The 25,155-nt window shown below is 69.2% G+C and carries 16 protein-coding genes and 1 pseudogene; 4 read left to right on the plus strand and 13 right to left on the minus strand.

Annotated elements, in window-relative coordinates; genetic code table 11:
- Positions 1-56: 56 nt before the first annotated feature.
- The 7 genes from K7G59_RS22650 to K7G59_RS22680 form a co-directional block, all read right to left on the minus strand.
- Positions 57-1,124, minus strand: a complete 1,068-nt coding sequence (locus K7G59_RS22650) for a hypothetical protein (RefSeq protein WP_225837035.1) — start codon at positions 1,122-1,124, stop codon at positions 57-59.
- A gap of 88 nt (positions 1,125-1,212) precedes the next feature.
- Complete coding sequence (locus K7G59_RS22655) at positions 1,213-1,821, minus strand: hypothetical protein (RefSeq protein WP_225837037.1); 609 nt, start codon at positions 1,819-1,821, stop codon at positions 1,213-1,215.
- Positions 1,822-1,902: 81 nt separating this feature from the next.
- Positions 1,903-3,189: a glutamate-5-semialdehyde dehydrogenase gene (locus tag K7G59_RS22660; protein WP_225837039.1), complete on the minus strand. Its 1,287-nt coding sequence runs from the start codon at positions 3,187-3,189 to the stop codon at positions 1,903-1,905.
- Between the two features lie 86 nt (positions 3,190-3,275).
- On the minus strand, positions 3,276-3,701 hold the full coding sequence (locus K7G59_RS22665) for a hypothetical protein (protein ID WP_374114259.1): 426 nt from the start codon (positions 3,699-3,701) through the stop codon (positions 3,276-3,278).
- 122 nt (positions 3,702-3,823) lie between these two features.
- Positions 3,824-4,930, minus strand: coding sequence for a glutamate 5-kinase (gene proB, locus K7G59_RS22670; RefSeq protein ID WP_225837077.1), 1,107 nt, complete (start codon positions 4,928-4,930; stop codon positions 3,824-3,826).
- 117 nt (positions 4,931-5,047) lie between these two features.
- Positions 5,048-5,470, minus strand: coding sequence for a hypothetical protein (locus K7G59_RS22675; RefSeq protein ID WP_225837043.1), 423 nt, complete (start codon positions 5,468-5,470; stop codon positions 5,048-5,050).
- Between the two features lie 89 nt (positions 5,471-5,559).
- On the minus strand, positions 5,560-11,811 hold the full coding sequence (locus tag K7G59_RS22680; RefSeq protein WP_225837045.1) for an RHS repeat-associated core domain-containing protein: 6,252 nt from the start codon (positions 11,809-11,811) through the stop codon (positions 5,560-5,562).
- A gap of 569 nt (positions 11,812-12,380) precedes the next feature.
- Between K7G59_RS22680 and K7G59_RS22685 the strand changes: the two genes are divergently transcribed.
- Positions 12,381-13,478: a Tat pathway signal sequence domain protein gene (locus K7G59_RS22685; protein WP_225837047.1), complete on the plus strand. Its 1,098-nt coding sequence runs from the start codon at positions 12,381-12,383 to the stop codon at positions 13,476-13,478.
- A gap of 33 nt (positions 13,479-13,511) precedes the next feature.
- Complete coding sequence (locus tag K7G59_RS22690; RefSeq protein WP_225837049.1) at positions 13,512-14,243, plus strand: hypothetical protein; 732 nt, start codon at positions 13,512-13,514, stop codon at positions 14,241-14,243.
- A gap of 323 nt (positions 14,244-14,566) precedes the next feature.
- On the opposite strand, the gene galE is transcribed toward K7G59_RS22690, so the two are convergent.
- Positions 14,567-15,538 (minus strand): UDP-glucose 4-epimerase GalE, encoded by a 972-nt coding sequence (gene galE / locus K7G59_RS22695; RefSeq protein WP_225837050.1) that lies wholly within the window; start codon positions 15,536-15,538, stop codon positions 14,567-14,569.
- A gap of 227 nt (positions 15,539-15,765) precedes the next feature.
- Here galE and K7G59_RS22700 point away from each other — a divergent pair, with 227 nt between their 5' ends.
- Together K7G59_RS22700 and K7G59_RS22705 are read left to right on the plus strand one after the other, a co-directional pair.
- Positions 15,766-17,997, plus strand: a complete 2,232-nt coding sequence (locus K7G59_RS22700; protein ID WP_225837052.1) for a bifunctional glycosyltransferase/CDP-glycerol:glycerophosphate glycerophosphotransferase — start codon at positions 15,766-15,768, stop codon at positions 17,995-17,997.
- 33 nt (positions 17,998-18,030) lie between these two features.
- The gene (locus tag K7G59_RS22705) at positions 18,031-21,594 is read left to right on the plus strand and encodes a bifunctional glycosyltransferase/CDP-glycerol:glycerophosphate glycerophosphotransferase (protein ID WP_225837055.1); all 3,564 of its coding nucleotides are present in this window, start codon (positions 18,031-18,033) and stop codon (positions 21,592-21,594) included.
- Positions 21,595-21,659: 65 nt separating this feature from the next.
- On the opposite strand, the gene obgE is transcribed toward K7G59_RS22705, so the two are convergent.
- From obgE to K7G59_RS22730, 5 genes and pseudogenes are all read right to left on the minus strand, one after another.
- Positions 21,660-23,105: a GTPase ObgE gene (gene obgE, locus K7G59_RS22710; protein WP_225837057.1), complete on the minus strand. Its 1,446-nt coding sequence runs from the start codon at positions 23,103-23,105 to the stop codon at positions 21,660-21,662.
- A 107-nt stretch (positions 23,106-23,212) separates the two neighbouring features.
- Positions 23,213-23,467 (minus strand): 50S ribosomal protein L27, encoded by a 255-nt coding sequence (gene rpmA / locus K7G59_RS22715; RefSeq protein ID WP_055620927.1) that lies wholly within the window; start codon positions 23,465-23,467, stop codon positions 23,213-23,215.
- Positions 23,468-23,481: 14 nt separating this feature from the next.
- Entirely contained in the window at positions 23,482-23,802 is a 321-nt protein-coding gene (gene rplU / locus K7G59_RS22720) for a 50S ribosomal protein L21 (RefSeq protein ID WP_028422127.1), read from the minus strand.
- 189 nt (positions 23,803-23,991) lie between these two features.
- Positions 23,992-25,053, minus strand: coding sequence for an iron-containing alcohol dehydrogenase family protein (locus K7G59_RS22725; protein ID WP_225837059.1), 1,062 nt, complete (start codon positions 25,051-25,053; stop codon positions 23,992-23,994).
- Positions 25,041-25,155, minus strand: a pseudogene (locus K7G59_RS22730) (phosphocholine cytidylyltransferase family protein); the annotation flags it as partial. The pseudogene K7G59_RS22730 and the gene K7G59_RS22725, both read right to left, overlap by 13 nt.

Below are 25,155 nucleotides of genomic sequence, written 5' to 3' on the forward strand. Positions count from 1 at the left end.
CTGTCCGCCCGGCACCTTCGGCCGCCTCGCACCCGGCCGCCTCGCACCCGGCCGCCTCACCTGTTCGGCTCGGCCCCCGTGGCCAGCGTCCCGCACAGGGACGTGGGGCTGTCGGTCTCGTAGGGGTTGGTGCCCGCGGGGCCGCCGGTCCTGGCCGTCTGGCCGGCCAGGAGGGGGCGGAGGTAGGAGACGGAGTCCTCGGCACAGGCCAGGGGGCCGGCCTGGACGGAGGACGTGACCAGCTGGATCTGGTGGGTGCGCAGGTCGTCGCGGTCGAAGCGGAAGGTCAGCTCGCGGCGGACGGTGAACAGGGAGACGGCCGCCTTGGCGGAGCCGGTCGGGCGCAGCGCGTAGACGAAGGTGTGGTCCGCGGTGATCTCCAGGGTGGCCGGGTCGGCTTCGGCGGCCTGCAGGCTGCCCTGGACGCGGATCTTGTCGTCGGCCAGTTGTGCCCTGGAGGGGTCGAGGCGGACCAGCCAGCCGGTGGGGGCGTGCCGGCCGTCCGCCGCCGGGTGCTCGAAGCTCTGGTCGAACTGGCCCAGTTGGCCGGCGTCGAGCAGGGCGCGGGCCGGGCGGACCTGGCGTCCGGTCAGCACCTCGGGGTAGAGGGAGGACCGGACGATGTAGTCCTTGGTGGTGGCCAGGGCGGCCACGACCTGGCTCTCGGAGAAGTGGGCGGTGGCGCGGGAGGCGGGCAGCGGTATCCCCTCGGCGCCGACCTCGAACTGGGCGGCGGGGCTGTGCGCGTACAGGGTCTCGGCGTCGGCGGCGCCGGGCACCTTGCCCTGCGGGGCGAGCGGGATGACGGTCATCCGCAGGGGCTCCACGGGCCGCCGGGCCTGTGGGGTGTCGTAGGAGTGGCGGAGGCCCATGTAGATCGCGGTGCTGAAGGCGAGGGCGATCAGCAGGAGGAGGATCAGGGCCTGCCGGGACAGTCCGCGGTACATGGCCGGGCGACGGCGTACGGCGGGCGCGTGGTCGGCCATGCGCTCCTCGGCGGAGTACTCCTGGAGGCGGGCAGCACGTACGAACGATTCGTCGAAGACGACGGATCGGTACTCGTCCTCCGCACCGCCGGGGCCCTGCTCGGGTGTCCCCTCCGGTGGGTCTGCAGGCCCGCCCATACTTTCAGAGTGGGTCTCGCGGCCCTCGGGTAAACGCCCCGCTGCACGCCAACTTCTGACAGGTTCTCACCAGGCGTGCGCGGGCGCTTCAGGGAGAGCGGGGGACGGCTGAGACGGCCGTCCGGGAACGCTCGTCGGCGGATGAGGGAGCCGATGCGCCGCCGCCCTGTTCCGGGCCGGTGGAGGCGGGTGCGGGCACCCGGTCACGGGTACCGGAGGAGGCGCCGCGGTAGACCGCGGCGAAGGCCAGCGCGACCATGCCGACGCCCATCACGAGGGCGAGCAGCCAGGCGATGGGGCGGTGCCAGCGGACCTGTCTGCCGTAGGGGCCGAAGGGGCTGTGGCGGTCGGAGAGGACGTAGGGATCGTCCAGCTCGTCCTCGTCCTCGTCCTGATCATGACCGAAATCGGTCCCCTCGAGGCCGTACTTCTCCTCGTAGCGCTCGGCTCTGGCGCGGGCGCGGCGGGCCTCCGCCTCGGAGGCCTCGGCTCTGGCCTGTGCGGCGGCAAGGAGGCGTTCGACGGCGGTCGGTTCATGAACCGTGGCCGCCTTGACGAAGGCCTCGTCGAAGACCACGGAGGCGAACTCTTCGTCCGACACCCCGTGGTCGTGGTCGTCGTCGGGCTCCCAGCCGTCAGGGAACGGCGTGCCCCCCACGTCCTCCGGCACGGGTCCAGGGTAGACCTGGGGGGTCAATTTGGGCAGACGGTATGGAAATTCGTCTGCCTGGTGAGACGGCTTTGAGACAGCTTCCGGCCGCCGCCGAACGAGCGATCTTCAGGGGCGGACGTGCCCGTCGCCGGTGACGATGTACTTGGTGCTGGTCAGCTCCGGCAGGCCCATCGGGCCGCGGGCGTGCAGCTTCTGGGTGGAGATGCCGATCTCCGCACCGAAGCCGAACTGGCCGCCGTCGGTGAAGCGGGTGGAGGCGTTCACGGCGACGGTGGTGGAGTCGACCAGCTGGGTGAACCGGCGGGCGGCCTGCTGCGAGGTGGTGACGATCGCCTCGGTGTGGCCGGAGGTCCACAGCCGGATGTGCTCCACGGCCTTGTCCAGCGAGTCGACCACGGCGGCGGCGATGTCGTGGGAGAGGTACTCGGTCTCCCAGTCCTCGGGGGTCGCCTCGACGACGGTGGCCTTGGAGCCCTCGGCGTAGGCCAGCACCCGCCCGTCGGCGTGGACGGTGACCCCGGCCTCGGCGAGGGCGTCGAGGGCGCGCGGCAGGAACTCGGCGGCGATGTCCTGGTGGACGAGAAGGGTCTCGGCGGCATTGCAGACGCTGACCCGCTGGGCCTTGGAGTTGATCAGGATGTCGACCGCCATGTCGATGTCGGCGTGGGCGTCGACGTACACGTGGCAGTTGCCGGTGCCGGTCTCGATGACGGGGACGGTGGACTCGTTGACCACGGTCTGGATCAGGGAGGCGCCGCCGCGCGGGATGAGGACGTCGACCAGCCCGCGGGCGCGCATCAGCTCGCGCACGCTGTCGCGGCTCTCGCCGGGTACGAGCTGGACGGCGTCGGCGGGCAGCCCGGCACCGCCGACGGCGTCCCGGATCACCCGGACCAGGGCGCTGTTGGACGCGTAGGCGGAGGCGGAGCCGCGCAGCAGGACGGCGTTGCCGGACTTCAGGCAGAGCGCGGCGGCGTCCACGGTGACGTTGGGGCGGGCCTCGTAGATGATGCCGACGACGCCGAGCGGGACGCGGACCTGGCGCAGGTCGATGCCGTTGGGGAGGGTGGAGCCGCGGACGACCTCACCGACCGGGTCGGGCAGCTTCGCGACGTCGCGGACGTCGCCGGCGATGGCCCGGACCCGCTCGGGGGTCAGGGTGAGCCGGTCGACGATGGCCTCGCTGGTGCCGTTCTCCCGGGCCTTGGCCACGTCCTTGGCGTTGGCCTCGACGATCTCGGCCGTACGGACCTCCAAGGCGTCGGCGATGGCGAGCAGCGCGTCGTCCTTCGCGGCGCGCGGCAGTGGCGCAAGCTGGGCGGCAGCGGCCTTGGCCCGGTAGGCGGCCTGGGTGACCGGGGACATCGAGTCGTACGGGGAGAGCGTGGTCATGAGGGAAGGGTAGTGCGCGGCACGGGTCGGTCCGGCGGCCGTTCCACACCCCGAGACGCCGCAAAAGGGGGTGAACCCCTCCCGGGCTAGAACGGGTGTACGCCTACGGGTGTGGCGGGCGCCGGTCCGTAGCCCGCGGCGATGCGCTGGTGGTAGGTCTCGCGGTCGATGACCTCCAGGCCGACGATCTCCCAGGGCGGCAGCCCGGCGCTCTGCCGGTGCTCGCCCCACAGGCGCAGGGCGACGGCCGCCGCGTCGTGCAGGTCGCGGGCCTCCTCCCAGTACCGGATCTCCGCGTGGTCGCCGGCGTATCTGCTGGTCAGCAGGAAGGGGTGGTCGTGGGCCAACTGCTCGAGAGCCCGCCGCAGGTCCTGGAGCGGGACCTGCGGACCGGCCACGCTGAGGGTGACGTGCCACAGCCGGGGCAGGTCCTTGGGCGCCTCATAGGCGTCCCCGGCCGCGACGCTCGTCAGGGCACCGCGGGATGCCGCCCCAGGGCGAACTCGTCTCACGACGGCCTCCTTCATCGAGCGCTCGGGAACGTGTTCCTGAGACAAAGTTGAGCAGGCCGTATGGCTCCGTGGGGCGGTTTTGCGGAACGTCCCCGCCTGAAGGCGGTGCCCGCGCCCCGTTTTTACGCGTGCAGGAGCACGAGGTCGTCCCTGTGTACGACCTCCCGCTCGTACGCCGGTCCCAGCTCGCGGGCCAGCTCGCGGGTGGAACGCCCGATCAGCCGGGGGATCTCCTTGGCGTCGAAGTTGACGAGCCCGCGGGCCACCGCGTGCCCCGAGGCGTCGCGCAGTTCGACCGGGTCGCCGGCGCTGAACTCGCCCTCGACGGCTGCGATCCCGGCGGGCAGCAGCGAGAGGCGGCGCTTGACCACGGCGTCGACCGCCCCGTCGTCCAGGATCAGCGCCCCCTGCGGGGTGGACGCGTGCTGGAGCCACAGCAGCCGGTCGGCGGAGCGCTTGCCGGTGGGGTGGAAGTAGGTGCCGGTGTCGCCGCCGCTCAGTGCCTCGGCGGCGTGGACGGCGCTGGTCAGCACCACCGGGATGCCCGCGGCGGCGGCGATGCGGGCCGCCTCGACCTTGGTGACCATGCCGCCGGTGCCGACCCCGGCCTTGCCCGCGCTGCCGATCTCGACGCCGGCGAGGTCCTGCGGGCCCCGCACCTGCGCTATCCGCGAGGTGCCCGGCCGGCCGGGGTCGCCGTCGTAGACGCCGTCGATGTCGGAGAGGAGCACCAGCAGGTCGGCGCGGACGAGGTGGGCGACGAGCGCGGCGAGGCGGTCGTTGTCACCGAAGCGGATCTCGTCGGTGGCGACGGTGTCGTTCTCGTTGACGACCGGGAGGGCACCCATGGCGAGCAGCTTGTCGAGGGTGCGGGAGGCGTTGCGGTGGTGGGCGCGGCGGCTCATGTCGTCGCTGGTCAGCAGCACCTGGCCGACGCGGACGCCGTAGCGGGCGAAGGAGGCCGTGTAGCGGGCGACGAGCAGGCCCTGGCCGACGCTGGCGGCGGCCTGCTGGCGGGCGAGGTCCTTGGGGCGGCGGCGCAGGCCGAGGGGGGCGAGGCCGGCGGCGATGGCACCGGAGGAGACGAGGACGATCTCCTTCTCGCCGCCGCTGCGGCTCTTGGCGAGGACGTCGACCAGCGCGTCGACGCGGTCGGCGTCCAGGCCGCCCGCGGCGGTGGTCAGGGAGGAGGATCCCACCTTCACGACGATCCTGCGGGCTTCGTTCACGGCCTGCCTTGCCCTTGCCACCTGCGGTTCGTCTCCTTCGCGCGCCTGGGCTGATCGCCCCGAGCCGTCATCGTAACCACTCACAACGCCGTGTGACGTCCGGCACGTTCGGCATGCTCAGTCGGGAAAGGGCCCCTTGTAGTAGCGCTTGCGTTCCCCCACTTCACGGAGCAACAGATCACCCGCGTACTTTCGAAACTTCACCCAGTTTTCCGGATACCCGAGCAAGTGGTCAGTAATCCTGATGCTCGCCATCTGATGAATGGATGGCCGCTCACTGCCCAGGAGGCGTTCCAGAAAGTACGCGCAGCGCTTTGCCAGTTCCTCATTCAGCGAGGGCTCGGCAGCCAGGAGCGGCGTCAGAACCCCTTCGACGAAGACCACGCTGGTCAGCTCGTACTGCTCCACCTCCACCGGTCCACAGTGATCCGGCAGCGCATCCTCCCGCTCTTCCTCCTCCAAAGCAAGGATTGCTTCCCGCTGCTCCGGAAAGCAATCCCACAGAAGTTTTCTGACCAGTGCGGAATCCGAAACTTCCACGAATCCTACCCCTTCGATAATTCAACGCGCGGAAGCGCCTCTCGGGACACTCCCCCGAGAGGCGCTTCCTTCGAACCGTCGGTCACATACTAGGCCTCCTGCGGCACAACGCAATCTCCCATGACGTCACACGACGGATCGGCATTGTAGACGGACTTGATCCCGTCCCAGAGGAACAGCAGATCGCTCAGAACACCCACCCCGTCCATCACCTTGGGAAGCGTTGGCGCGCCCCTCAGCCGCGGCACACCATGTGAGCTTTCCTCGAATTCTCCCCCCGTTACGGATTTCATCGAGGGCGCCCGCCAGGCATGCTCTACGGCGGATTTCACGGCACTGTAGACCTTGGGATTGTCCTTCATGATCTGCGTGACCGCACCGGCGTCATCCTTGGTGTCCAACGCCCTCCACAGCTCGTCTGCCTCAGCCAGAGCGACATTGCGGTCGGCTTCGGAGAGATTAACCGGCTTGTCCGGCTTCCGATCCTTTTCGAGGAGTTTCTCCAGTCGCCTCAACTGGCTGGCTGCGTCCTCAATGTGCCACAGCCCCTTGGTGGGCCTGCCCGTTTTCAGCTCGGAGATCAGCGCCGTGGCAACCTTGCCGTCGCCGACCTCCGGGACGGATCCCGGTTTGATGTAGATGTCCTTGAGAATGTCCCTCAGCTCATCGTTCTCGACATGCGGTGCCTTGGCGGCCATCGGGCACGGGCCGATGAAACCTGGAGTGCCGCAGCCGCCGACCGGGCCGCCGCCCCCACTGCTGTCCATCATCTCCATCAGCCCGGACGGGTCGGTGAAGTTGGCGGGGTTGTTCCCGGAGTAGCTGTAGGCATTCAGGATCTGCGGCTCGTACGGCTTTGTCAGTTCGTCGGGGCTGATGAACCGGCCGAGTGCCGCGTCGTACATGCGGGCGCCGAGGAGGGACAGTCCGGTGGAGTCGTCCTCTGGTTTACCGAGGAAGCCCCGGTCGGTGGAGGGCGGCAGGCCCACGCTGCCCCGCTGCTTGCCGAACGGTGTGTACTTGCGTCGGGTGACCGTGCCGTTCATGGCGATCAGCACGGACGTGGAGGCCTGGTTGTCGCTCAGGAACCAGGTCAGCTTGCCGTTGCTCGTGCCGTCGTCCTGGCGCATCGCCACCGCGGTGCCGACTGCGCTGTACAGGCGTGTGGCCTTGACGCTGGCACCGGCGGCCTTGTGCAGTTCGTGGCCGTCGAGGTAGAGCACGTTCTCCTGCGGCGAGGTGCGCAGCAGGACGTCGCCGTCGGTGTCGTAGACGTAGGTCGACGTCTCGTCGCCGGTGGCCTTGTGCTGGGTGATCTGGCTGACCCGGTTCTGCGGGTTCCAGTCGACGGTCGAGCTGACGCCGTCCACGGTGCGGGTGTGCATCTGACCCGCCGCGTTGTAGACGAAGCTGTCGGAACCGGCCTGGGTCACCGCGTGCGGGTGGGCCTGGCCAGCGGTGTACGTGGAGCCGTCGGCGCTGTAACCGGGGTAGCTGTACTTCCTGGTCGTCGACCCGGCGGCCGTCGTGTCCTTGACGGACATCAGGTTGCCGAGCTCGTCGTAGGTGTACGACTGGTCGTACGGGTCGAGGCTGCTGCTCCGGTCAGGTGCGGCGGCGCCGGTGCAGCCGTCGGAGGCCTCGGTGGTCCACGCATGGGTGAGCCTGTTGAGCTCGTCGTACGTGAAACACTCGCTCTGCTTGGCCACGGCGTCCGTGATGCCCGTCACCTGACCGCCGAGATCACGGGTGAACGTGTCGTCCTGCGCGGTCGTGGTGGTGCTGCCGGCGGTGACCGTGGTCTTGATGTTCGACAGCGCGCCGGTGCCGTCGGTGTCGTTGAAGGAGTAGGCGCGGCTGACCGTAGCGTCCGAACCGCTGGTGCCGTATGCCCGGCCGTCCAGGCGCCCCAGCCGGTCGAAGTCGATATTCGACTGGTAGGTCGCCAGCGGCGAGGAGACCTTGGACGGCCGTCCCTGGTCGGTGTAGGCGGTGGTCACCGTCTCCGCGGGCAGGCCGCCGACCGCCGGGTAGGAGACCGACGTCATGTGGTCGGCCAGGTCATAGCCGTAGCCGAACGCATAGGAGCCGGCGAAGCCGGAGCCGTCGTCCGGGACGGTGATCTTCTTGCCCGTCGCACGGCCGCGGTCGTCGTAGCCGGTGACGGCCTGGGTGTATGCCTTGCCATTCGCGTAACTCGTCGACGAGGCCAGCTGGCCGATGCCGCCAGGGGCGGTGTCGTAGTTCAGCTCCGTCAGGAGGGTCGTGCCCTGGGCGACCGTCTTCTGCCGACCGAGGTTGTCGTACTGGTACGTCAGCGTCGTGCCGTTGTCGGTCTCCGTGGCGACCTTGCCGTTCTCGTCGTACGTGGTCGAGGTCGTGCCGGTGTCCGGGTCGACGACCGAGGTCCGGTCACCGGCCCAGTTGTAGCCGTAGGTTGTGACGTTGCCCTTGGCATCCGTGATCTTCTGGAGCTCGCCGCTGCGCGTGTACGCGTACGACGTGGTGGAGGCACCGGTCGGGCCGTGCTCGACGACCTTCGTGATCTGTCCGAAGACATCCGTGTAGGCGTCGGTGCGTTCGCCGGTGGCCGGCAGGGTGGTGGTGTAGTCGCCGTAGTAATAGGTGCGGGTGTGGCCCGTCGCCTGTGGTGTTCCGTGGACCAGGATCTGGGTCTGCGTGATCCGGCCGGCCCAGTCGAAGATCGGGTCGGTGTAGGAGGGCAGGTCCGCGACCGTTGGCAGCACCATGCCGTCGATGCCGGCCTTGCCTGAGTTGTAGAACGCCGCGGAGGTGCCCGTGACATTGCCGGACGTGTCGTAACGGGTGGAGATCACATCCCGGCCGGTGCCGTCCGGAGCCGTGGCCTGCGTCTCGCGGCTGCGACCCAGCCCGTCGAGGTAGTCGTAGGAGTTCACATACGTGGCACCGGACTGCAGGACGCCCGTGGTCACCTTGGTCGGGCCGGTCACCGTGTCGGGCACGCCGTCGCTGTTGAGCCCGGTCGGCGTGTCGTAGGCGAACTGGATCGACGGGTTGCCGGTGGGGTAGTTCCCGATCTCCGTCGGCTTGAAGACCTGGACATAGCGGCCCACCGAGTCGTGGACGAGCCGGGTGGTGTGGCCGTTGGCGTCGAGGATCCGGTAAGGCGTCCCCCACAGTCGCGAGTACCACGTGGTGGTGGACGTCGCCGCGCCCGGCTTGTCGGGGCCGTCCGGGTCAGGGGTAGTCACCGTGACGCCGTTCGTGGGCCAGGTCGTGACCGGGTCGTAGGTGGTGGTGGTCTTCTGCCGCTTGCCGTCGTATGCCCCGATGACACGGCCCGCCCCGTCGTAGTCGGTCCACGTCTTGCGCGCGTGCGCCGGGTCGGCGTCGGTGTATTGGTCCTTCTCCGTCGCGTTGCCGTCCACCAGCTTGGTGTCGTTCTCCGCGAGCGAGGTGGCCCCGTCGTACAGAGTCACCACGTATGCGTCCTGGTTGGAGGCGTCCCGGGAGGCGCAGTCGGCGGCGTAGTGGCGCTCCTCGTCCTGGAACACCATCCAGCGCTTGACGTCGGAGTTCGGGAAGTTCGACGTGTTGTACGCGCGGCCGTAGGTGGTGCAGCGGTTGTCGTCGGTGTTGACCTGGCCCCAGTCGTTGGTGCGCATGGGCAGGCCGTAGACGGTGCTGGTGTCCTGGGTGTCGTCGTACTCGTCCTTGACCACGCTCTCGCGCCAGTCGCCCGCGGAGATGAGTTTGTCGGTCGTGGTCTTGCTGTCGCGCACGAAGCGGGCGTCGGGCAGACCGTCGTAGTGGGCGGTGTCGTGGACCCAGTATTCCTTGCGGATGCGCTCGTGCGAGTTGCCGTCGCCGTCTCGCTTGGACTGCTCCAGAGTCTTGCCGGCCAGCCATGCGGAGTCGGTCCAGGATGTGCCGAAGCCGTCGGTGACCGAGACGCTGCGGGTCGCGGAGGTGTCCGACTTGGAGGTGCGGTCGCCGTCCAGGCCTCGGTAGAGCCAGTAGTAGGTGGAGGCCGCGTTGCTCTTGCTGCCGGTGAAGACCTCGACCTGCTGGTAGCCGCGCCAGTCGGTCCAGCTCTCGTCGGAGTCCGGGGTCAGCGGGTCGTTGGTGAACCGCCAGCCCGCGCCGCCGTGGTACTCGTACCGCGTCGTCATGACCGGGTCGCCGTCGGTGCCGGCGCCCTGGGCCACTCCCGGGTCCTCGTCGATCTGGGTGACCAGGTACTTCTTGAACCAGCCCGAGTGATCGGTGGTGTCGCCCTCGGGCGTCCACTTCTGCCAGAAGCAGTCCTGGGTATTGCTGGCCTCGGTGGGCGGGTTGTTGATGTCGCAGGCGTCCGGCTGGCCATAGGTGACGCTGGTGACCGCGCCCAGGTCGCCATAGACCTTCGTGACGCGGCGGAAGTTGAGGGTGGAGGAGCCGACCTGGTTGTCCAGCCACTCACCGTTGAAATTGAGGACGGGCAGGCGCAGGTCCTTGCCGTCGCCGTAGCCCTGGCGCTGGACGTAGTCGAGCCAGAGCGTCTTGCCGATCGTGCCCGACGGGTCCGGCAGGCCGAACTTCATCTGGTACTGCATCGCCGGGTCCCACGTCTTGCCGCCGTCGTCGCTGACGTAGGTCTTGATGTCCCAGAGCATGTCGGTGCTGAAGAACGTGGGGTAGTACGTCTTGCCGGCACAGTAGTTGTCCGCCGAGCTGCCGTCGCACATCAGGTCGGTCGGCACGTCCGGGTAGGAGCTGGGCTGCTCGGATATGGACGGGCAGGCCGGGGGCTCCTTGCCCAGCGGGTCGGTGTCCTTCATCCGCTCCACACAGCGCCCCACGTGCCGCAGTTCGACCTTGGCGGGAAGCAGCGCACCGGGGACCTGGGCGGCCCAGCCGTACTCGATCTTCGTCAGGTAGCTCGCCCGATCGTAGACGCGCGCCTTGTCGGTGTTGATGACCGAGCGGTAGTAGTTCTGGTCCTTGTCGTAGAAGTAGGCGTTCTCGACCTCGTTGGGGTCCACGACACGGTCAAGGTTCCAGCGCCAAGCCTGGGTGCAGGGCTCGGGGAACTGGGCGTGGCAGGGCTCGCCGTCGTCGTCACCAGCCACCGGGACGGTCAGCACGGAGTGGGTGATGGAGCCGTCGCGCTCACTGCGGCCCCAGCCGAAGTAGTAGCGCATGCCGTCCTGGGTCGAGATCACCCAGTACTCGTCGTCGGCGCCGTGTCCGCCGGTCAGGTGCTGCACCCGCCAGCCCGGGTCGTTCTGGACGTGGTACGAACCGGTGCCGTTGCCGTCCTGGATGAGTGCCGAGTCAACGCCGTTGAGGCTGATGGTGTACTCGGCGCCGTCCGGCTCGGTGCTGTGGTTCGGCGACTGCCAGCAGAGGTCACCCACCGTGTTGTTGACGTCCGTCGAGCAGTTCTTGTACTTCCGCTCGATGTAGCCGACGTCCAGGTCCCAGCCCATGCCGGCCCACGACGCCTGGTTGTTCGTCGCCGAGGTACGGCCGTCGACCGACTGAGAGTTGTACGACAGGGACAGGTCCGGCGTCGCGCCGAAGGGAGCCTTCGGCAGCTTGATCGGCAGGTCGTAGGTGAACGCGCCGGAGCCGGTCGTCACGGCCCACTTGCCGGTCGGGTTGAGCGTGGACGCGCGGTAGTCCCCGGCCCCCGAGGAGGAAGCGGTCGTCACCGCAGTCACCGTGGAGGTGGTGGCCGCGGCCATCATGGCGGTGCCCGGTTTCGGGGACGCAGTCGACGTGGTGGGGTCCGCGTCGGCGTAGACCGTGGCCGTCAGCCTGCCCGTCTTCACGTCGTTGCGGACCGGCAGGAAGCGGCGGCTGTCAGGCGAACAGCCACGCTTGTGCGGTGTGGTGAGCGCGCACGCGGGCATCTGCACCAGGCGCAGCCGGGAGGCGAAGTCGCCGCCGTAGGCGTTCTTGAAGGCGTTGTAGTCGATGGTGACGCCGACCGGGCCGGGGACCGGCTTGTGGTCCTTGCGGGTCAGGCGCAGGGCCATGCCGACGCCGCCGATCGACTTGATCTTCGCCCGGTCGAGCACCTGCACATCGACGTCGTCGGGAGTGCCGGCGGACGGGGCCAGGTCGAGTCCCTTGCTCCCGGTGAGGGCGTCCTTGGCGGCCTTCTGGCCGATGGCGAACGCGGACTGCGGGGGCAGTCCCGCGGACCGGATCTGCGCTGCGGTGGGGGTGCGCAGCGAGACCACGGCGGACTTGGCCGCGGCGCTGCCGGCGTCGGCGTCGAGGACCTTGCCCGACGGGGACACGGCCAGGGCGTGTCCCGGCCTGGCCGTCGACAGGTCGACCTTGGCCCGCACCCCCTTCGGCCAGGTCACCCGTGGCGCCTTGGTCAAGGTCGGCTCCGCCTGCTGCCGGGGCACACCTGCGCCCTTGCGCGTGGGAACACTGACGGTTGGGTCCTTCGGCTTGGCCACGGCAACAGCCGCGGCGAACGCCGGTGCGGACACCAGACCGGACAACAACGCACTGGAGACAGCCACGACGAAGCCGCGTCTCAACGACGCACGCATCACGAACCCCCACCCCTCTGGCCGGACATCGACCTCAAACGGTCTGAAAGAGCGGGCTCGCGACGCACGAGGCAACACGAAGCCAATGCACGGCGAACACGCGTAGAGCGGAGACTAACCACCTTCTTGATCACGTCATTTGGGGGAAATCGAGCCTCGATGGCTCAAAGTCCACCGCCCCCTTGGCGAAATTTTTGCGCCTGCATGGGCAACTGAATGCCCCGCTCCGGTGTCCCTACCGCGGCCGCTTGACAGGTGCTTTAATGACCGGCCAACAGCTCAGCCAGCACCCTTGGCACCCGCATGTCGTCATCTGCGCGCCAAAGGCACCGCGTTGGCACTCTTTTCCTTTTCTCAAGGGGGCTCAGATCACCATGCTCGATCGCAGGCGCATTCTGCGTATGGCCGGAGCGGCCATCGGCGCGGCGGCCGTTCCGGCGGTCGCCGTCGGCGCGAGTGAGGCGATCGCGCGTTCCCGCGACACCGCCCAGGACAACGTGAGCCCGGGCTCGGTCACCGCCGGCAAACGGTTCGACCTGACCGCCGGCTCCAAGGAACTGCTGCGCGAGTTCCAGTTGAGCGGCACGCGCGTGCTGCAGTCCTTCGCGTTCGACAACACCCGCGGACACCTGTTCACCGTGCAACTCGTCGACGGCGGGCTTCAGCTGCCGGGAGAAACCCAGACATATTCGGGTGCCGACCGCGAGGCCAATGGCGACCTGTGCCTGACCCGTCTGGACACCTCCGGGCGCATTCTCGGCACCATGTATCTGCGCGGATTCGGGCACGGCGTGCAGATCGGCGTCGAAACCACCAGTTCCGGCAGTTACCTGTGGACCGAGACACATAACGTACGGACCCTGAACTCGGACGGCACCTACACAGGTTGGGGCGACCGGCTCGCCCGGTTCGAATTCGCCAACGGCACCGTCCTCACCGCGGACTCGCCGAGCCTCACCCAGTACACCCTGGAAAGCGGTGTCGACCGCACCACCTGCGGCATCGACCCGGTCAACAACCGGCTCGCGGTGCGCTGCCGGGTCAGCGGCACGTTCCGGTACCGCCTGTACGACCTCGCCGCCTTCAAGTCGGGCAACCGGACGCCACTCGCCGACGTGGCCCAGCCCGCCGACCTCCAGCCCGGCTACACCGACGTCTTCCAGGGTTTCGCGAGCTACGGCAGCTACCTCTACCTGCTGGCCGGCTCCGCGTACGGCTCGAACGGCTCGACCTCGCCGGACGGCAACACCTTCATCACCACGGTGGACTGGAACACCGGCGCCGCCGTGGAACAGAAGCTCACCAAGGCCGGATACACCCTGCTCTACCGCGAGCCCGAAGGCATGGCGATCCAGATCCCCGACCCGAGCAACCCTCAGGCGGTGCGCCTGTGCAGCGGCTTCGCTTCCTACACCTCCAGCACCGACACCAGCAAGCTGGCCAGCATCTACTACAAGGACGTACTGGTCTGAGGTCCTGGGCCGGGGTCTGCGACCATGGACCCCATGCGAAAAGGCGGTTCGACACGGGCGGCCGTGGCTGCGGCCTGCGGCGCGTTGTTGGTGACGTCCCTTGCGGCGTGCGGCGGTTCGGACCACAAGTCCGCCGCCGCGCACGACCGGACGGATGACGCACGGCCACGCGGCAGCACGGTACTGAAGCGCATACCCGGCATCGGGGACCGGCTGTGGCGGCAGGTGCCGGCCGGCTCCCGCCAGGTGGTCGCCGTGTACGGCGCGGGCCGGAACTCCCCCGACTCCACCGTGGTGTTCTTCACCAAGCACGGCTCGGTCTGGAAGCAGGAGCGGTCCTGGCCGGCGCACAACGGGCGCAGGGGCTGGACGCCGGACCACCACGAAGGGGACCGGCGCAGCCCGGTGGGGGTCTTCACGCTGAGCGACGCGGGCGGTGTGCTGGCCGCGCCGGGCACCAGGCTGCCGTACACCCGGTCCGTGGCCTTCCAGACGCCCAGCTACTGGGCCAAGGCGTACCGGCACGACTTCGACTACGTCATCGCCATCGACTACAACCGGATCAAGGGCACCTCGCCCAGTGACCAGACCCGGCCCGAGGGGCAGTCCAAGGGCGGCAACATCTGGCTGCACATGGACCACGGCAGCGGCACGTCGGCGTGCGTGAGCCAGTCCAAGTCGGCGATGCGGTACCTGCTGCGGACCCTCGATCCCGCCCAGCACCCGGTCGTGGTGATGGGAGACAGGGCGGAGCTGAAAGCCTGACCGGCAGCTCCCCGCCGACCACGACCGGGCAGATCTGACCACAACCGGGCATATCCGACGACGCCGGGCGGATCGCCGCCCCCGTCCGGGCATCCCTGGTCACGCTCTTCTCCACCGCAGACGGCAGGTCCCGGCGTCTCGCCGGCGGGGCCGCCGCCCCGGTCCGCGCTCGGCCGCGGGCGGCGTCACACCGGGCTCCGGCCTCTCCCTCGGCTACCCAACGGCAGGAGGCAGCGGCGCGGTGAACCGCTGCAGGTCAGCTGCGTCATGCGCGCTCCCGGGCCGACGGAACGGTCCGGGAGCTCAGCCAGGCCCGGCCGGACTCAGGCGTGGTGGTGGCGCCAGCCCTGCCAGGCGGACTCGATCATCTCGTCCAGGTCGTGGCGGGCCGCCCACCCCAGTTCCGCACGGATGCGGGCCGCCGACGCGACGACACGGGCCGGGTCGCCGGGGCGCCGGGCGACCACCTCGGGCGTCACCTGCTCGTTGCCGGTGACCTTGAGGATCCGCTCGACCATCTCCTGGACAGAACTGCCCTCGCCGCTCCCGATGTTGAGGATCAGCGAGGTGCCGGGGTCCGCCTTGGCGAGGCGCTGCGCGGCGGCCACGTGCGCGGAGGCGATGTCCTGGACGTGGATGTAGTCACGGATGCACGTGCCGTCCGGGGTCGGGTAGTCGTCGCCGAAGATCCTCGGCGCCTCCCCCGCCTCCAGCCGCTCGAAGACCATGGGGATGAGGTTGAAGACGCCCGTGTCGGCCAGTTCGGGCGCGGCGGCTCCGGCCACGTTGAAGTAGCGCAGGGACGCGGCACGCAGGCCGTGGGCGCGGGCTGCAGCGTTGATCAGCCACTCCCCGACCAGCTTGGTCTCGCCGTAGGGGCTCATGGGCGCACAGGGCGTGTCCTCCGTGACCAGCGCCACATCGGGCATGCCGTAGACGGCGGCGGACGACGAGAAGACGATGCTCTCGACGCCGGTGGCCGCCATCGCCTCCAGGAGGGTCTGCAGTCCGGTGACGTTCTCCCGGTAATAGTGGAGCGGCTGCTCCACCGACTCCCCCACCTGCTTCTTGGCTGCGATGTGCACCACACCGGTCACATCATGGTCACGAACCGTCCGCTCCAGCAGGGGCCCGTCCAGCACACTGCCGACGACCAGCGGTACGCCGGCCGGCACCCGCTCGGCGCTGCCCGTCGAGAGGTCGTCGAACACGACCACACGCTCGCCGCCCTCGATCATGGCGCGCACCACATGGGCGCCGATGTACCCGGCGCCGCCCGTGACCAGCCAGCTCATCCTCATGCCTCCCAAGGTCATCGTCTCCGGAAGACTCCGGAAGAGCAGACTCATCCATGAGCCGGGGAAAATCGAATCGGACATTCCGGACCTGCCCGTGTATCAGGGGAGCGGCTGTCGGGGATCGGGTGCGGTCCCGTAACCGTCTCTCAACCTGACTCGCGGAAACTTAAAGTGAATCCCTTACGCTAAGTCGGCGGATCAGCTCCCGGAACAGGTTTGTAAGGATGCCCAGACTCTCTCTCGTCATACCGGCCTACAAGGTGCAGGGCTACGTCGCCGAGTGCCTTGACTCGGTGCTCGGGCAGGACTTCACGGACTTCGAGGTGATCGCGGTCGATGACTGCTCGCCGGACGGTTCGGGTGCCATTCTCGACGACTACGCCGAGCGTGACACACGCGTGCACGTGATGCACCTCACGGAGAACGTGGGGCTGGGACGTGCGCGCAACGCCGGACTGGAGAAGGCCCAGGGCGACTACGTCCTGTTCCTGGACAGTGACGACACCCTGTCCGACGGGGCGCTCAAGGCGATAGCCGACCGCCTCGACGCCACCGGGGATCCCGAGATCCTCACCTTCGACTACGTCCGTACCTACTGGGACGGCCGGGTACGGCCCAACCAGCGGGCGGACCTGCTGAGCACCGACGGCCCGGACGTCTTCTCCCTCGCCGACCGTCCGCAGCTGCTGGAACTGCTGCAGATCGTCTGGAACAAGGCCTACCGCCGCGACTTCGTGACCCGCCACGGCCTGACCTTCCCGCCGGGGTACTACGAGGACGCCCCCTGGACGTTCTGCTCGCTGATCAGCGCGGAGCGCATGGCCGTGCTGGACCGGGTCTGTGTGCTGTACCGCCAGCGCCGCGAGGGCGGGAACATCCTGAAGACGGTGAGCCGCAAGCACTTCGACGTCTTCGACCAGTACCGCCGTGTCTTCGACTTCGTCGACGCCCACCCCGAACTCGACCGCTGGCGCGAGCCGCTGTTCCGCAAGATGGTCGACCACTACCTGACCATCCTGGACCGCCCAGACCGCCTGCCGTCGAACGCGCGCGCCGAGTTCTTCCACAAGGCGTCCGCCGACTACCGGGCCCGCCTGCCGAAGGACTTCAAGCGCCCCGGCGGCGGCCGTGGCCACAAGTACGGCATGCTGGAGCGGGACGCCTACGCGACGCTCGCCAGTGCCACCACCGCGGTCAAGCTCCGCAAGGCCGTGAAGACCCGCACCCGCACCGCGATCAACAAGTCCAAGCGCAGTGCCATGGGCGTCTTCTACCAGTCCCAGCTGCGGCTGCCGCTCGACGAGAACCTGGCGCTGTTCTCCGCCTACTGGAGTCGCAGCGTCTCCTGCAACCCCGCGGCCATCGACGCCGAACTGGCCCGGCTGGCCCCGCACATCCGCCGTGTGTGGGCCGTGCGGCCCGACGCGGTCGCCCAGGTGCCCAAGGGCGTGGAGTACGTCCGCGTGGGCTCGCGCGAGTACTGGGCGGCCCTCGCCCGCGCCAAGTACCTCGTCAACAACGTCAACTTCGCCGACGCGGTGGTCAAGCGCGAGGGCCAGGTCCATCTGCAGACCCACCACGGCACACCGCTGAAGACCATGGGCCTCGACCAGCGCAAGTACCCCGCGTCGACGGACATGGACTTCGCCAAGCTGCTCGAGCGCTGCGACCGCTGGGACTTCAGCCTCAGCTCCAACCGGTTCTCGACCGCCGTGTGGGAGCGGGTGTACCCGTGCTCGTACGTCTCCCTGGAGACCGGCTACCCGCGCAACGACATCCTCGTGAACGCCACGTCCGACGACGTGCGCCGGGCCCGCGCCGCGCTCGGCCTGACCGACGGCACCAGGGCGTTCCTGTACATGCCGACCCACCGCGAGTACCAGCCCGGGTTCAAGCCGAGCCTCGACCTCGCACGCCTCGCGGACGAACTCGGCCCGGGCGTCACGCTGCTGGTCCGCGGCCACTACTTCTACGGCAGCTCGCCGCACGTCGCCGAGCTGCGCCGCAGCGGCCGTATCGTCGACGTCTCGGGCCACGCCCGGGTCGAGGAGCTGTACCTGGCCGCGGACGCGCTGATCACGGACTACTCGTCCGCGATGTTCGACTACGCCGTCCTGGACCGACCCATCATCATCTACGCCCCCGACTGGGACATCTACTCGGCGGTGCGGGGCACCTACTTCAACCTGCTGGAGGAGCCGCCGGGGGTGGTCGCCACCTCGCAGGCCGCGCTGATCGGCCTGCTCGGCTCCGGCGAGTACAGCGGCAGCGAGGCGGCCGGGCTGCGCGCCGCCTTCCGGCAGCGCTTCTGCGAGTTCGACGACGGGCGAGCGGCCGAGCGTGTGGTGCGGCGCGTCTTCCTCGGTGAGCAGACACCGCTGCCCTTCGTGCCGTTCGCCGAACGCCCCCACGCACCGACCCCTGCCCAGGCGCTCGAACTGGTCGAGCGGGCCTGACCCCGGAACACCGGAAAAGGAGATCCCCCAGTTATGGCCCCTCGGCTCAGTGTCATCGTCCCCATGTACGACGTCGAGCACTATCTGCCGGCCTGCCTCGACTCGCTGGCGGCCCAGTCGTACCAGGACTTCGAGGTCCTCATGGTGGACGACGGTTCGCCGGACAACTCGGCCGCGATAGCGGAGACCTACGCGCAGCGTGATCCGCGGTTCCGGCTGATACGCAAGGAGAACGGGGGCCTGGGGGCCGCCCGCAACACCGGCCTCGCCCACCTGGCTCCGGAGTCCGAGTTCGTCACGTTCGTCGACAGCGACGACCTCATACCCCCGGACGCCTACCGGCTGATGGTGGGCAGCCTGGACGAGACCGGCTCGGACTTCGCCACCGGCAACGTATGGCACCTGCGCGGCGAGAAGACCTGGCAGGTGCCGCTGATGAAGATGCTGGCCGGCGAGGCCCGCCAGCGCACCCACATATCGACGTACGCCAAGCTCGTCGCGGACCGGATCGCCTGCAACAAGGTGTTCCGCCGCACCTTCTGGGAGAAGCACGGCTTCGCCTTCCCCGAGGGCCGTCTGTACGAGGACACGCCCGTCACGATGCGGGCGCACTACCTCGCCGACGCCGTCGACGTGATCTCCGAGCCCTGCTACTACTGGCGACTGCGCGAGGGTGAGTCCGCCCCCTCCATCACGCAGCGCCGTACCGACCCGGCCGGTGTGCGCGACCGTGTCACCTCCGTGCTGGAGATCAGCGAGTTCCTGGGCCGGCAGCGCGGCGAGACCTTCGCCCGGCTGAAGAACGAGTACGACACCCGGGTCCTCAAGGACGACCTGCGGCTGTTCCTCAACGTGGTGCCCGACGGCGACGAGGAGTACCGCGCCGAGTTCATGCGGTCCGCCAACCGCTTCCTGGACCACATCGACCCCAAGGTCGTCATGGCGCTGCCGACCCAGCTGCGGGTGCAGTGGCTGCTGGTGCGCAAGCACCAGCTCGACGAGCTGATCACCCTGCTGGCCGGGCAGCGGCGCAAGGAGGCCATCGAGGTCAGCGGCCTGGTCCGCAAGTACGCCTCCTTCCCCTCCCTGGCCGACGCCGACCTGGACTTCCCGCGCAAGGCGCTGCGCATCGACCAGGACCTGCGCATGCGCGCCCCGCTGCAGGACGTGCAGTGGTCCGAGGGCAAGCTGGTGCTGTCCGGCGACGCCTGGATCGACAAGATCGACCTGCCGTCCAAGCGCTCGGCGGTGAAGGTCCTTCAGCTGCGCAAGGACAAGTCCCGCCGCCGCACCGTGCTGCCCGCGCGCAACGTGGAGCGCCCCGAGCGCACCACCGAGTCCGGCCAGGACCGCTACAACTACGACTGGGCCGGCTGGGATGTCACCATCGACCCCGCCAAGCTGCGCAAGGGCGGCGAGTGGCAGGAGGGCTTGTGGCACGTGGGCCTCGGCCTGTACGCCTCCGGCCTGGTGCGCCGTGCCGCCGTGCAGTCCAGCGGCGGTGCCGCCTGCAACTTCCCGCCCTACCACTGGCTGAGCGCCGACTTCCGGATGCTGCCGTCGGTCGAGGGCGGCGCGCTCAAGCTGCGCGTCGAGAAGGTGCGGGCGCTGGTCACCGGCTGGACGCTGGAGGGCGAGAAGCTGCGGGTCACCGGTGAGATCCGGGTTCCCCTGGCCGCCGGCGAGCGGGTGGCCCTGCGGGTGAAGAACCAGAAGGGCGCCGAGGTCCACGAGTACCCGGCCACCCTCACCGAGGAGGGCGGCAACCGCCGGTTCTCCGTCGAGGTCCCCGTCGCCGACGTGGCGCTGGTGTTCCACGAGGGCGTCGACGCCCTCGCCCAGCCGGAGAAGCGCGTCTGGTCCACCGTGCTGGTCGCCAGGGACCCGCAGGGCGGCGAGCGCACGTTCAGCACCGTCATGCAGGAGGGCCTGACCGACGGGCGGTACGACCTGCCCGCCTCGCTGGGCGAGCAGGCCGAGCTGTGCGAGCTGGCCGTGGTCGGCGGGCACAACGGCTACCTGAAGCTGTCGGGCCGCACCCGCCGTGCCGTGATCGACGAGGTCGCCGTGCGGGACGGCCGTATCACCATCTCCGCCCGCACCGACGCCCGGCTCACCGGCGCCCGGCTGCTGCTCAAGCCCCGCAACCGCTTCGAGGAGCGCTTCGTGGAGCCGCGCTGGTCCGCGGACGGCCGCTTCGAGGTCGCCTTCGACCCCTCCACGCTGGGCGGCAACGGCAACGGCAACGTACCGCTGCGCGCGGGCCGTTGGAACCTCTTCCTGCGCCCGGCCGACGGCCCCGACGTGCCCTTCGTCACCGACCGCCTCGCCGCCGCGCAGTTCCCGCTCCGCGCCGAGCTGGGCGGACGCCGCTACTGGCTGGAGAACCGCTGGGGCGACTTCCCGCAGCTCAACTGCCGTTCGGAGCTGGACGACCTGGAGCGCGGCCCGTACCGGCAGAAGCAGCTGCGTCAGAAGCTGTACCAGCCCCTGCGGCACAAGCCGCTGAAGGACCAGGTCTTCTACCTCAGCTACAACGGCAAGCAGTTCTCCGACAGCCCGAAGGCGATGTACGAGGAGCTGATGTCCCGCGGGACGGACCTCAAGCAGCTGTGGGCCGTGCGCGACGGCCAGGTCATCCTGCCCGAGGGCGTGGAGCGGGTCCGGATGTGGGGCCGCGAGTGGTACGAGGCACTGGCCTCCAGCCGCTACATCGTCACCAACGGCCACCTGCCGGACTGGATCGAGCGCCGCCCCGGCCAGGTCATCGTCCAGACCTGGCACGGCACGATGCTGAAGAAGATCGGCCACGACATCGACACACTGCACTTCGACCGCCAGTACCAGGAGAAGCTGGCGCTGGAGGCCAAGCAGTGGAGCCTGGTGGTGTCCTCGAACCGGTTCAGCACGCCGATCCTGCAGCGGGCCTTCTCCTACGACGGGGAGATCCTCGAGGCGGGCTACCCGCGCAACGACTACCTGTACTCCCCCGACAAGGACGCCATCGCCGGGCGGGTGAAGAAGCAGCTCGGCCTGCCGGAGGGCAAGAAGGTCGTCCTGTACGCGCCGACCTGGCGTGACGACCTGGCGCACAGCGCCGGGCAGTACCGGTTCGACCTGCGGATCGACCTGGAGGACGCGCAGCGCCGGCTGGGCGAGGACCACGTCCTGCTGATCCGCCGCCACTCCAACATCGTGGACGCGGTGCCGGGTGCCGGCAACGGCTTCGTGTGGGACGTCTCCGAGTACCCGGACATCGCCGACCTGTACGTGGCGGCCGACATGATGATCACGGACTACTCGTCGGTCATGTTCGACTACGCCCACCTGAAGCGGCCGATGCTGTTCTTCACCTACGACCTGGAGCACTACCGGGACACGCTGCGCGGCTTCTACTTCGACTTCGAGCAGGACTCGCCCGGCCCGCTGGTCTTCACCTCCAAGGAGCTGATCGACTCGATCCGGGACATCGACCGGGTCTCCGCCGAGTACCAGGACCGCTTCGACCGTTTCCACCACCTGTTCTGCGACCTGGACGACGGCCACGCCTCGGCGCGGGTCGTGGACCGCATGCTGGAGCAGGCCAAGGAGCTGTGAGCGAGCAGTGACAAAGGGCGGGGCCCGGAGGATGTCTCCTCCGGGCCCCGCCCTTTTCGCCGGCTCTAGAAGGCCTCGAAGTCGTCGAACTCCATCTGGGCCTCGTCCCGTTCCGCCTGCCGGTCGCGGCGGCGCTGCGCCGCGGGCCTGGGCGCCTCGAAGCGGTGGTCCTCGCCCCGTCGGCCCAGCATCTCCGCACCGGCCGTCAAGGACGGCTCCCAGTCGAAGACGACCGCGTTGTGCTCGGGGCCGATGGCGACGCCGTCGCCCGCGCGGGCGCCCGCCTTCACCAACTGCTCTTCCACACCGAGGCGGTTGAGCCGGTCGGCGAGGTAGCCGACGGCTTCGTCGTTGTTGAAGTCGGTCTGCCGCACCCAGCGCTCCGGCTTCTCGCCGCGCACCCGGAACAGCGGCTCGCCGCCGATCTCCTCGCGGGTGACCGTGAAGCCCGCGTCGTCCACGGCCTTGGGCCGGATGACGATCCGCGTGGCCTCTTCCTTCGGCTTCGCTGCGCGCGCCTTGCCGACCAGCTCACCGAGCGCGTACGACAGCTCCTTCAGGCCGATGTGGGCCACCGCCGACACCTCGAAGACGCGGTAGCCGCGCGCCTGAAGGTCGGGGCGGACCAGCTCGGCGAGGTCCTTGCCGTCCGGTACGTCGATCTTGTTGAGGACGACGATCCTGGGCCGGTTGTCGAGGCCGCCGTACTGCTTCAGCTCCTCCTCGATGACGTCGAGGTCGGAGACCGGGTCACGGTCGGACTCCAGGGTCGCGGTGTCCAGCACGTGCACGAGCACGCTGCAGCGCTCCACGTGCCGCAGGAACTCCAGCCCGAGGCCCTTGCCCTGGCTGGCGCCCGGGATCAGACCGGGCACGTCGGCGATGGTGTAGACGGTCGAACCGGCCGTCACCACGCCCAGGTTGGGCACCAGGGTGGTGAACGGATAGTCGGCGATCTTGGGCTTGGCCGCGCTGAGCACGGAGATCAGCGAGGACTTGCCCGCGCTCGGGTAACCCACCAGCGCCACGTCGGCGACGGTCTTCAGCTCCAGGACGATGTCCTGGAGGTCCCCCGGCTCACCGAGCAGCGCGAAGCCGGGCGCCTTGCGGCGGGCCGAGGCCAGCGCCGCGTTGCCGAGGCCGCCCCGGCCGCCCTGTGCGGCGACGTACGAGGTGCCGTGGCCGACGAGGTCGGCCAGGACGTTGCCCGCCTTGTCCAGGACGACCGTGCCGTCCGGCACCGGCAGGATCAGGTCCTGGCCGTCCTTGCCGGAGCGGTTGCCGCCTTCGCCGGGCTTGCCGTTGGTGGCCTTGCGGTGCGGGGAGTGGTGGTAGTCGAGCAGCGTGGTGATCGACTGGTCGACCGTGAGGATCACGTCGCCGCCCCGGCCGCCGTTGCCGCCGTCGGGCCCACCGAGCGGCTTGAACTTCTCACGGTGGACGGAGGCACAGCCGTGGCCTCCGTTACCCGCGGCGACGTGCAGATCGACGCGGTCCACGAAGGTGGTCATGGTTCGGTGCCTCCATAATCGTGCGGATCTTCTCTTGCATAACACGCGAAAGGCGGACCCGCCTTCCCGCAGGGGAAGTGAGGTCCGCCTCGCGAAGAATCGCTCGGTCAGGCAACCGGAACGATGTTCACGACCTTGCGGCCACGGCTGCTGCCGAACTCCACCGCACCGGCCTGCAGCGCGAACAGCGTGTCGTCGCCGCCGCGGCCGACACCGGCGCCCGGGTGGAAGTGGGTGCCACGCTGGCGGACCAGGATCTCACCCGCGTTGACGACCTGGCCACCGAAGCGCTTGACGCCGAGGCGCTGGGCGTTCGAGTCGCGGCCGTTCCGGGTGGACGATGCGCCCTTCTTGTGTGCCATTGCTCAGTCCCTCTTTACTTCGCGGCCGTCGGGATGGACGTGACCTTGATCGCCGTGTACTGCTGACGGTGACCCTGGCGACGGCGGTAGCCGGTCTTGTTCTTGTAGCGCAGAATGTCGATCTTCTGGCCCTTGTGGTGGTCCACGACCTCGGCCTGGACCTTGATACCGGCCAGCACCCACGGGTCGCTGGTCACGGAGTCGCCGTCGACAACGAGCAGGGTCGAGAGCTCGACCGTGTCGCCAACCTTGGCGGTGGAAATCTTGTCAACCTCAACGATGTCGCCGACAGCAACCTTGTGCTGGCGACCACCGCTGCGCACGATGGCGTACACGCGGATCTCTCTTTCGCTCGAAGACACGGCACCCCCGCAGGCCAGCCGCCCAGAAACGCCATGGACGACCTCTCCCAGGCCAGCCCTGCGCCCGGGAGGAAGAGGTTTACGGGGATGTGGCGTGCTCAGTGGACACGCCGACGGTCAAGACTACGGGCCTGGACCGGTGAGGGTCAAACCGGGCCCTGCTCAGCTGTTGACGGCGGCCGCATACTCGGCGTAGGCGCTGCGGAGGCCGTCCGGGGACAGCTCCAGATGCTCCAGGATCGTGTACCGGCCGGGCCGGGTCTCGGGAGCGAACTCCACGGCCCGGACGAACTCCTCGTCGGTGAAGCCGATCTCCTGCGCCAGCACCGGCAGCCCGTGCCGGCGCAGCACCTCGGCCATCAGCAGGGAGCCGTCGTGGTCGCCGCGCAGGTGCATGGCGAACGCGGCACCGAGTCCCACCTGCTCGCCGTGGCTGGCCGCCCGCTTCGGGTACAGCAGGTCCAGTGCGTGGCTGATCTCGTGGCAGGCACCCGAGGAGGGGCGCGTGTGCCCGGCGATCGACATGGCGATGCCGGACAGGACGAGGCCCTCGGACAGCACGGTCAGGAACCCGTCGTCGCCGCAGCCGCCCGGATGCCGCAGCACGGCCTCGCCGGCCTGGCGGGCCATGGCCGCGGCGAGTCCGTCGATCTGCTCGTCGTTGACGCGGTTGGACAGCTCCCAGTCCGCGACCGCGGAGATGTTGGACAGCGCGTCCCCGATGCCCGAGCGCACGAACCGCACCGGCGCCTCCCGGATGACGTCCAGGTCGATGAGGAGGGCGATCGGGGTCGGCACACCGTACGAGCCGCGGCCGGCGTCGTTGTCCAGGATGGACACGGGCGAGCAGATGCCGTCGTGGGAGAGGTTGGTGGCGACGGCGACCATGGGCAGGCCGACGCGGGCCGCCGAGTACTTCGCACAGTCGATGACCTTGCCACCGCCCAGGCCGACGACGGCGTCGTAGTGGCCGGACTTCATCTCGTCCGCCAGCCGCACGGCGTCGTCCAGCGCGCCGCCGCCCACCTCGAACCAGGTGGCCCCGGGCAGCGAGGGGGTGAGGCGCTCGCGCAGCCTGGCGCCGGAGCCGCCGCTGACGGCGACGGCGAGCCGCCCGGACTGCGAGATCCGCTGGTCGGCGAGGACCGTCGCCAGGTCGTCCAGGGCACCCGGGCGGATGTCCACGACGACCGGCGACGGTATGAGGCGCGTCAGTACCGGCATGCGATCTCCCGTCCACGGGCGAGGTCGTCGTGGTTGTCGATCTCCACCCACTGGACGTCGCCGATCGGCGCCACGTCGATCGTGAAGCCGCGGTTCACCAGC

Source organism: Streptomyces sp. NK08204 (assembly GCF_020400585.1).
GTDB lineage: Bacteria > Actinomycetota > Actinomycetes > Streptomycetales > Streptomycetaceae > Streptomyces.

Excerpts from the sequence above, each read along its gene's own strand:
- K7G59_RS22650 (WP_225837035.1), bottom strand. The coding sequence starts at position 1,124 with ATGGGCGGGCCTGCAGACCCACCGGAGGGGACACCCGAGCAGGGCCCC.
- K7G59_RS22660 (WP_225837039.1), bottom strand. The coding sequence starts at position 3,189 with ATGACCACGCTCTCCCCGTACGACTCGATGTCCCCGGTCACCCAGGCC.
- K7G59_RS22685 (WP_225837047.1), top strand. The coding sequence starts at position 12,381 with ATGCTCGATCGCAGGCGCATTCTGCGTATGGCCGGAGCGGCCATCGGC.
- K7G59_RS22690 (WP_225837049.1), top strand. The coding sequence starts at position 13,512 with ATGCGAAAAGGCGGTTCGACACGGGCGGCCGTGGCTGCGGCCTGCGGC.
- galE (WP_225837050.1), bottom strand. The coding sequence starts at position 15,538 with ATGAGCTGGCTGGTCACGGGCGGCGCCGGGTACATCGGCGCCCATGTG.
- K7G59_RS22700 (WP_225837052.1), top strand. The coding sequence starts at position 15,766 with ATGCCCAGACTCTCTCTCGTCATACCGGCCTACAAGGTGCAGGGCTAC.
- K7G59_RS22705 (WP_225837055.1), top strand. The coding sequence starts at position 18,031 with ATGGCCCCTCGGCTCAGTGTCATCGTCCCCATGTACGACGTCGAGCAC.
- obgE (WP_225837057.1), bottom strand. The coding sequence starts at position 23,105 with ATGACCACCTTCGTGGACCGCGTCGATCTGCACGTCGCCGCGGGTAAC.
- rpmA (WP_055620927.1), bottom strand. The coding sequence starts at position 23,467 with ATGGCACACAAGAAGGGCGCATCGTCCACCCGGAACGGCCGCGACTCG.
- K7G59_RS22725 (WP_225837059.1), bottom strand. The coding sequence starts at position 25,053 with ATGCCGGTACTGACGCGCCTCATACCGTCGCCGGTCGTCGTGGACATC.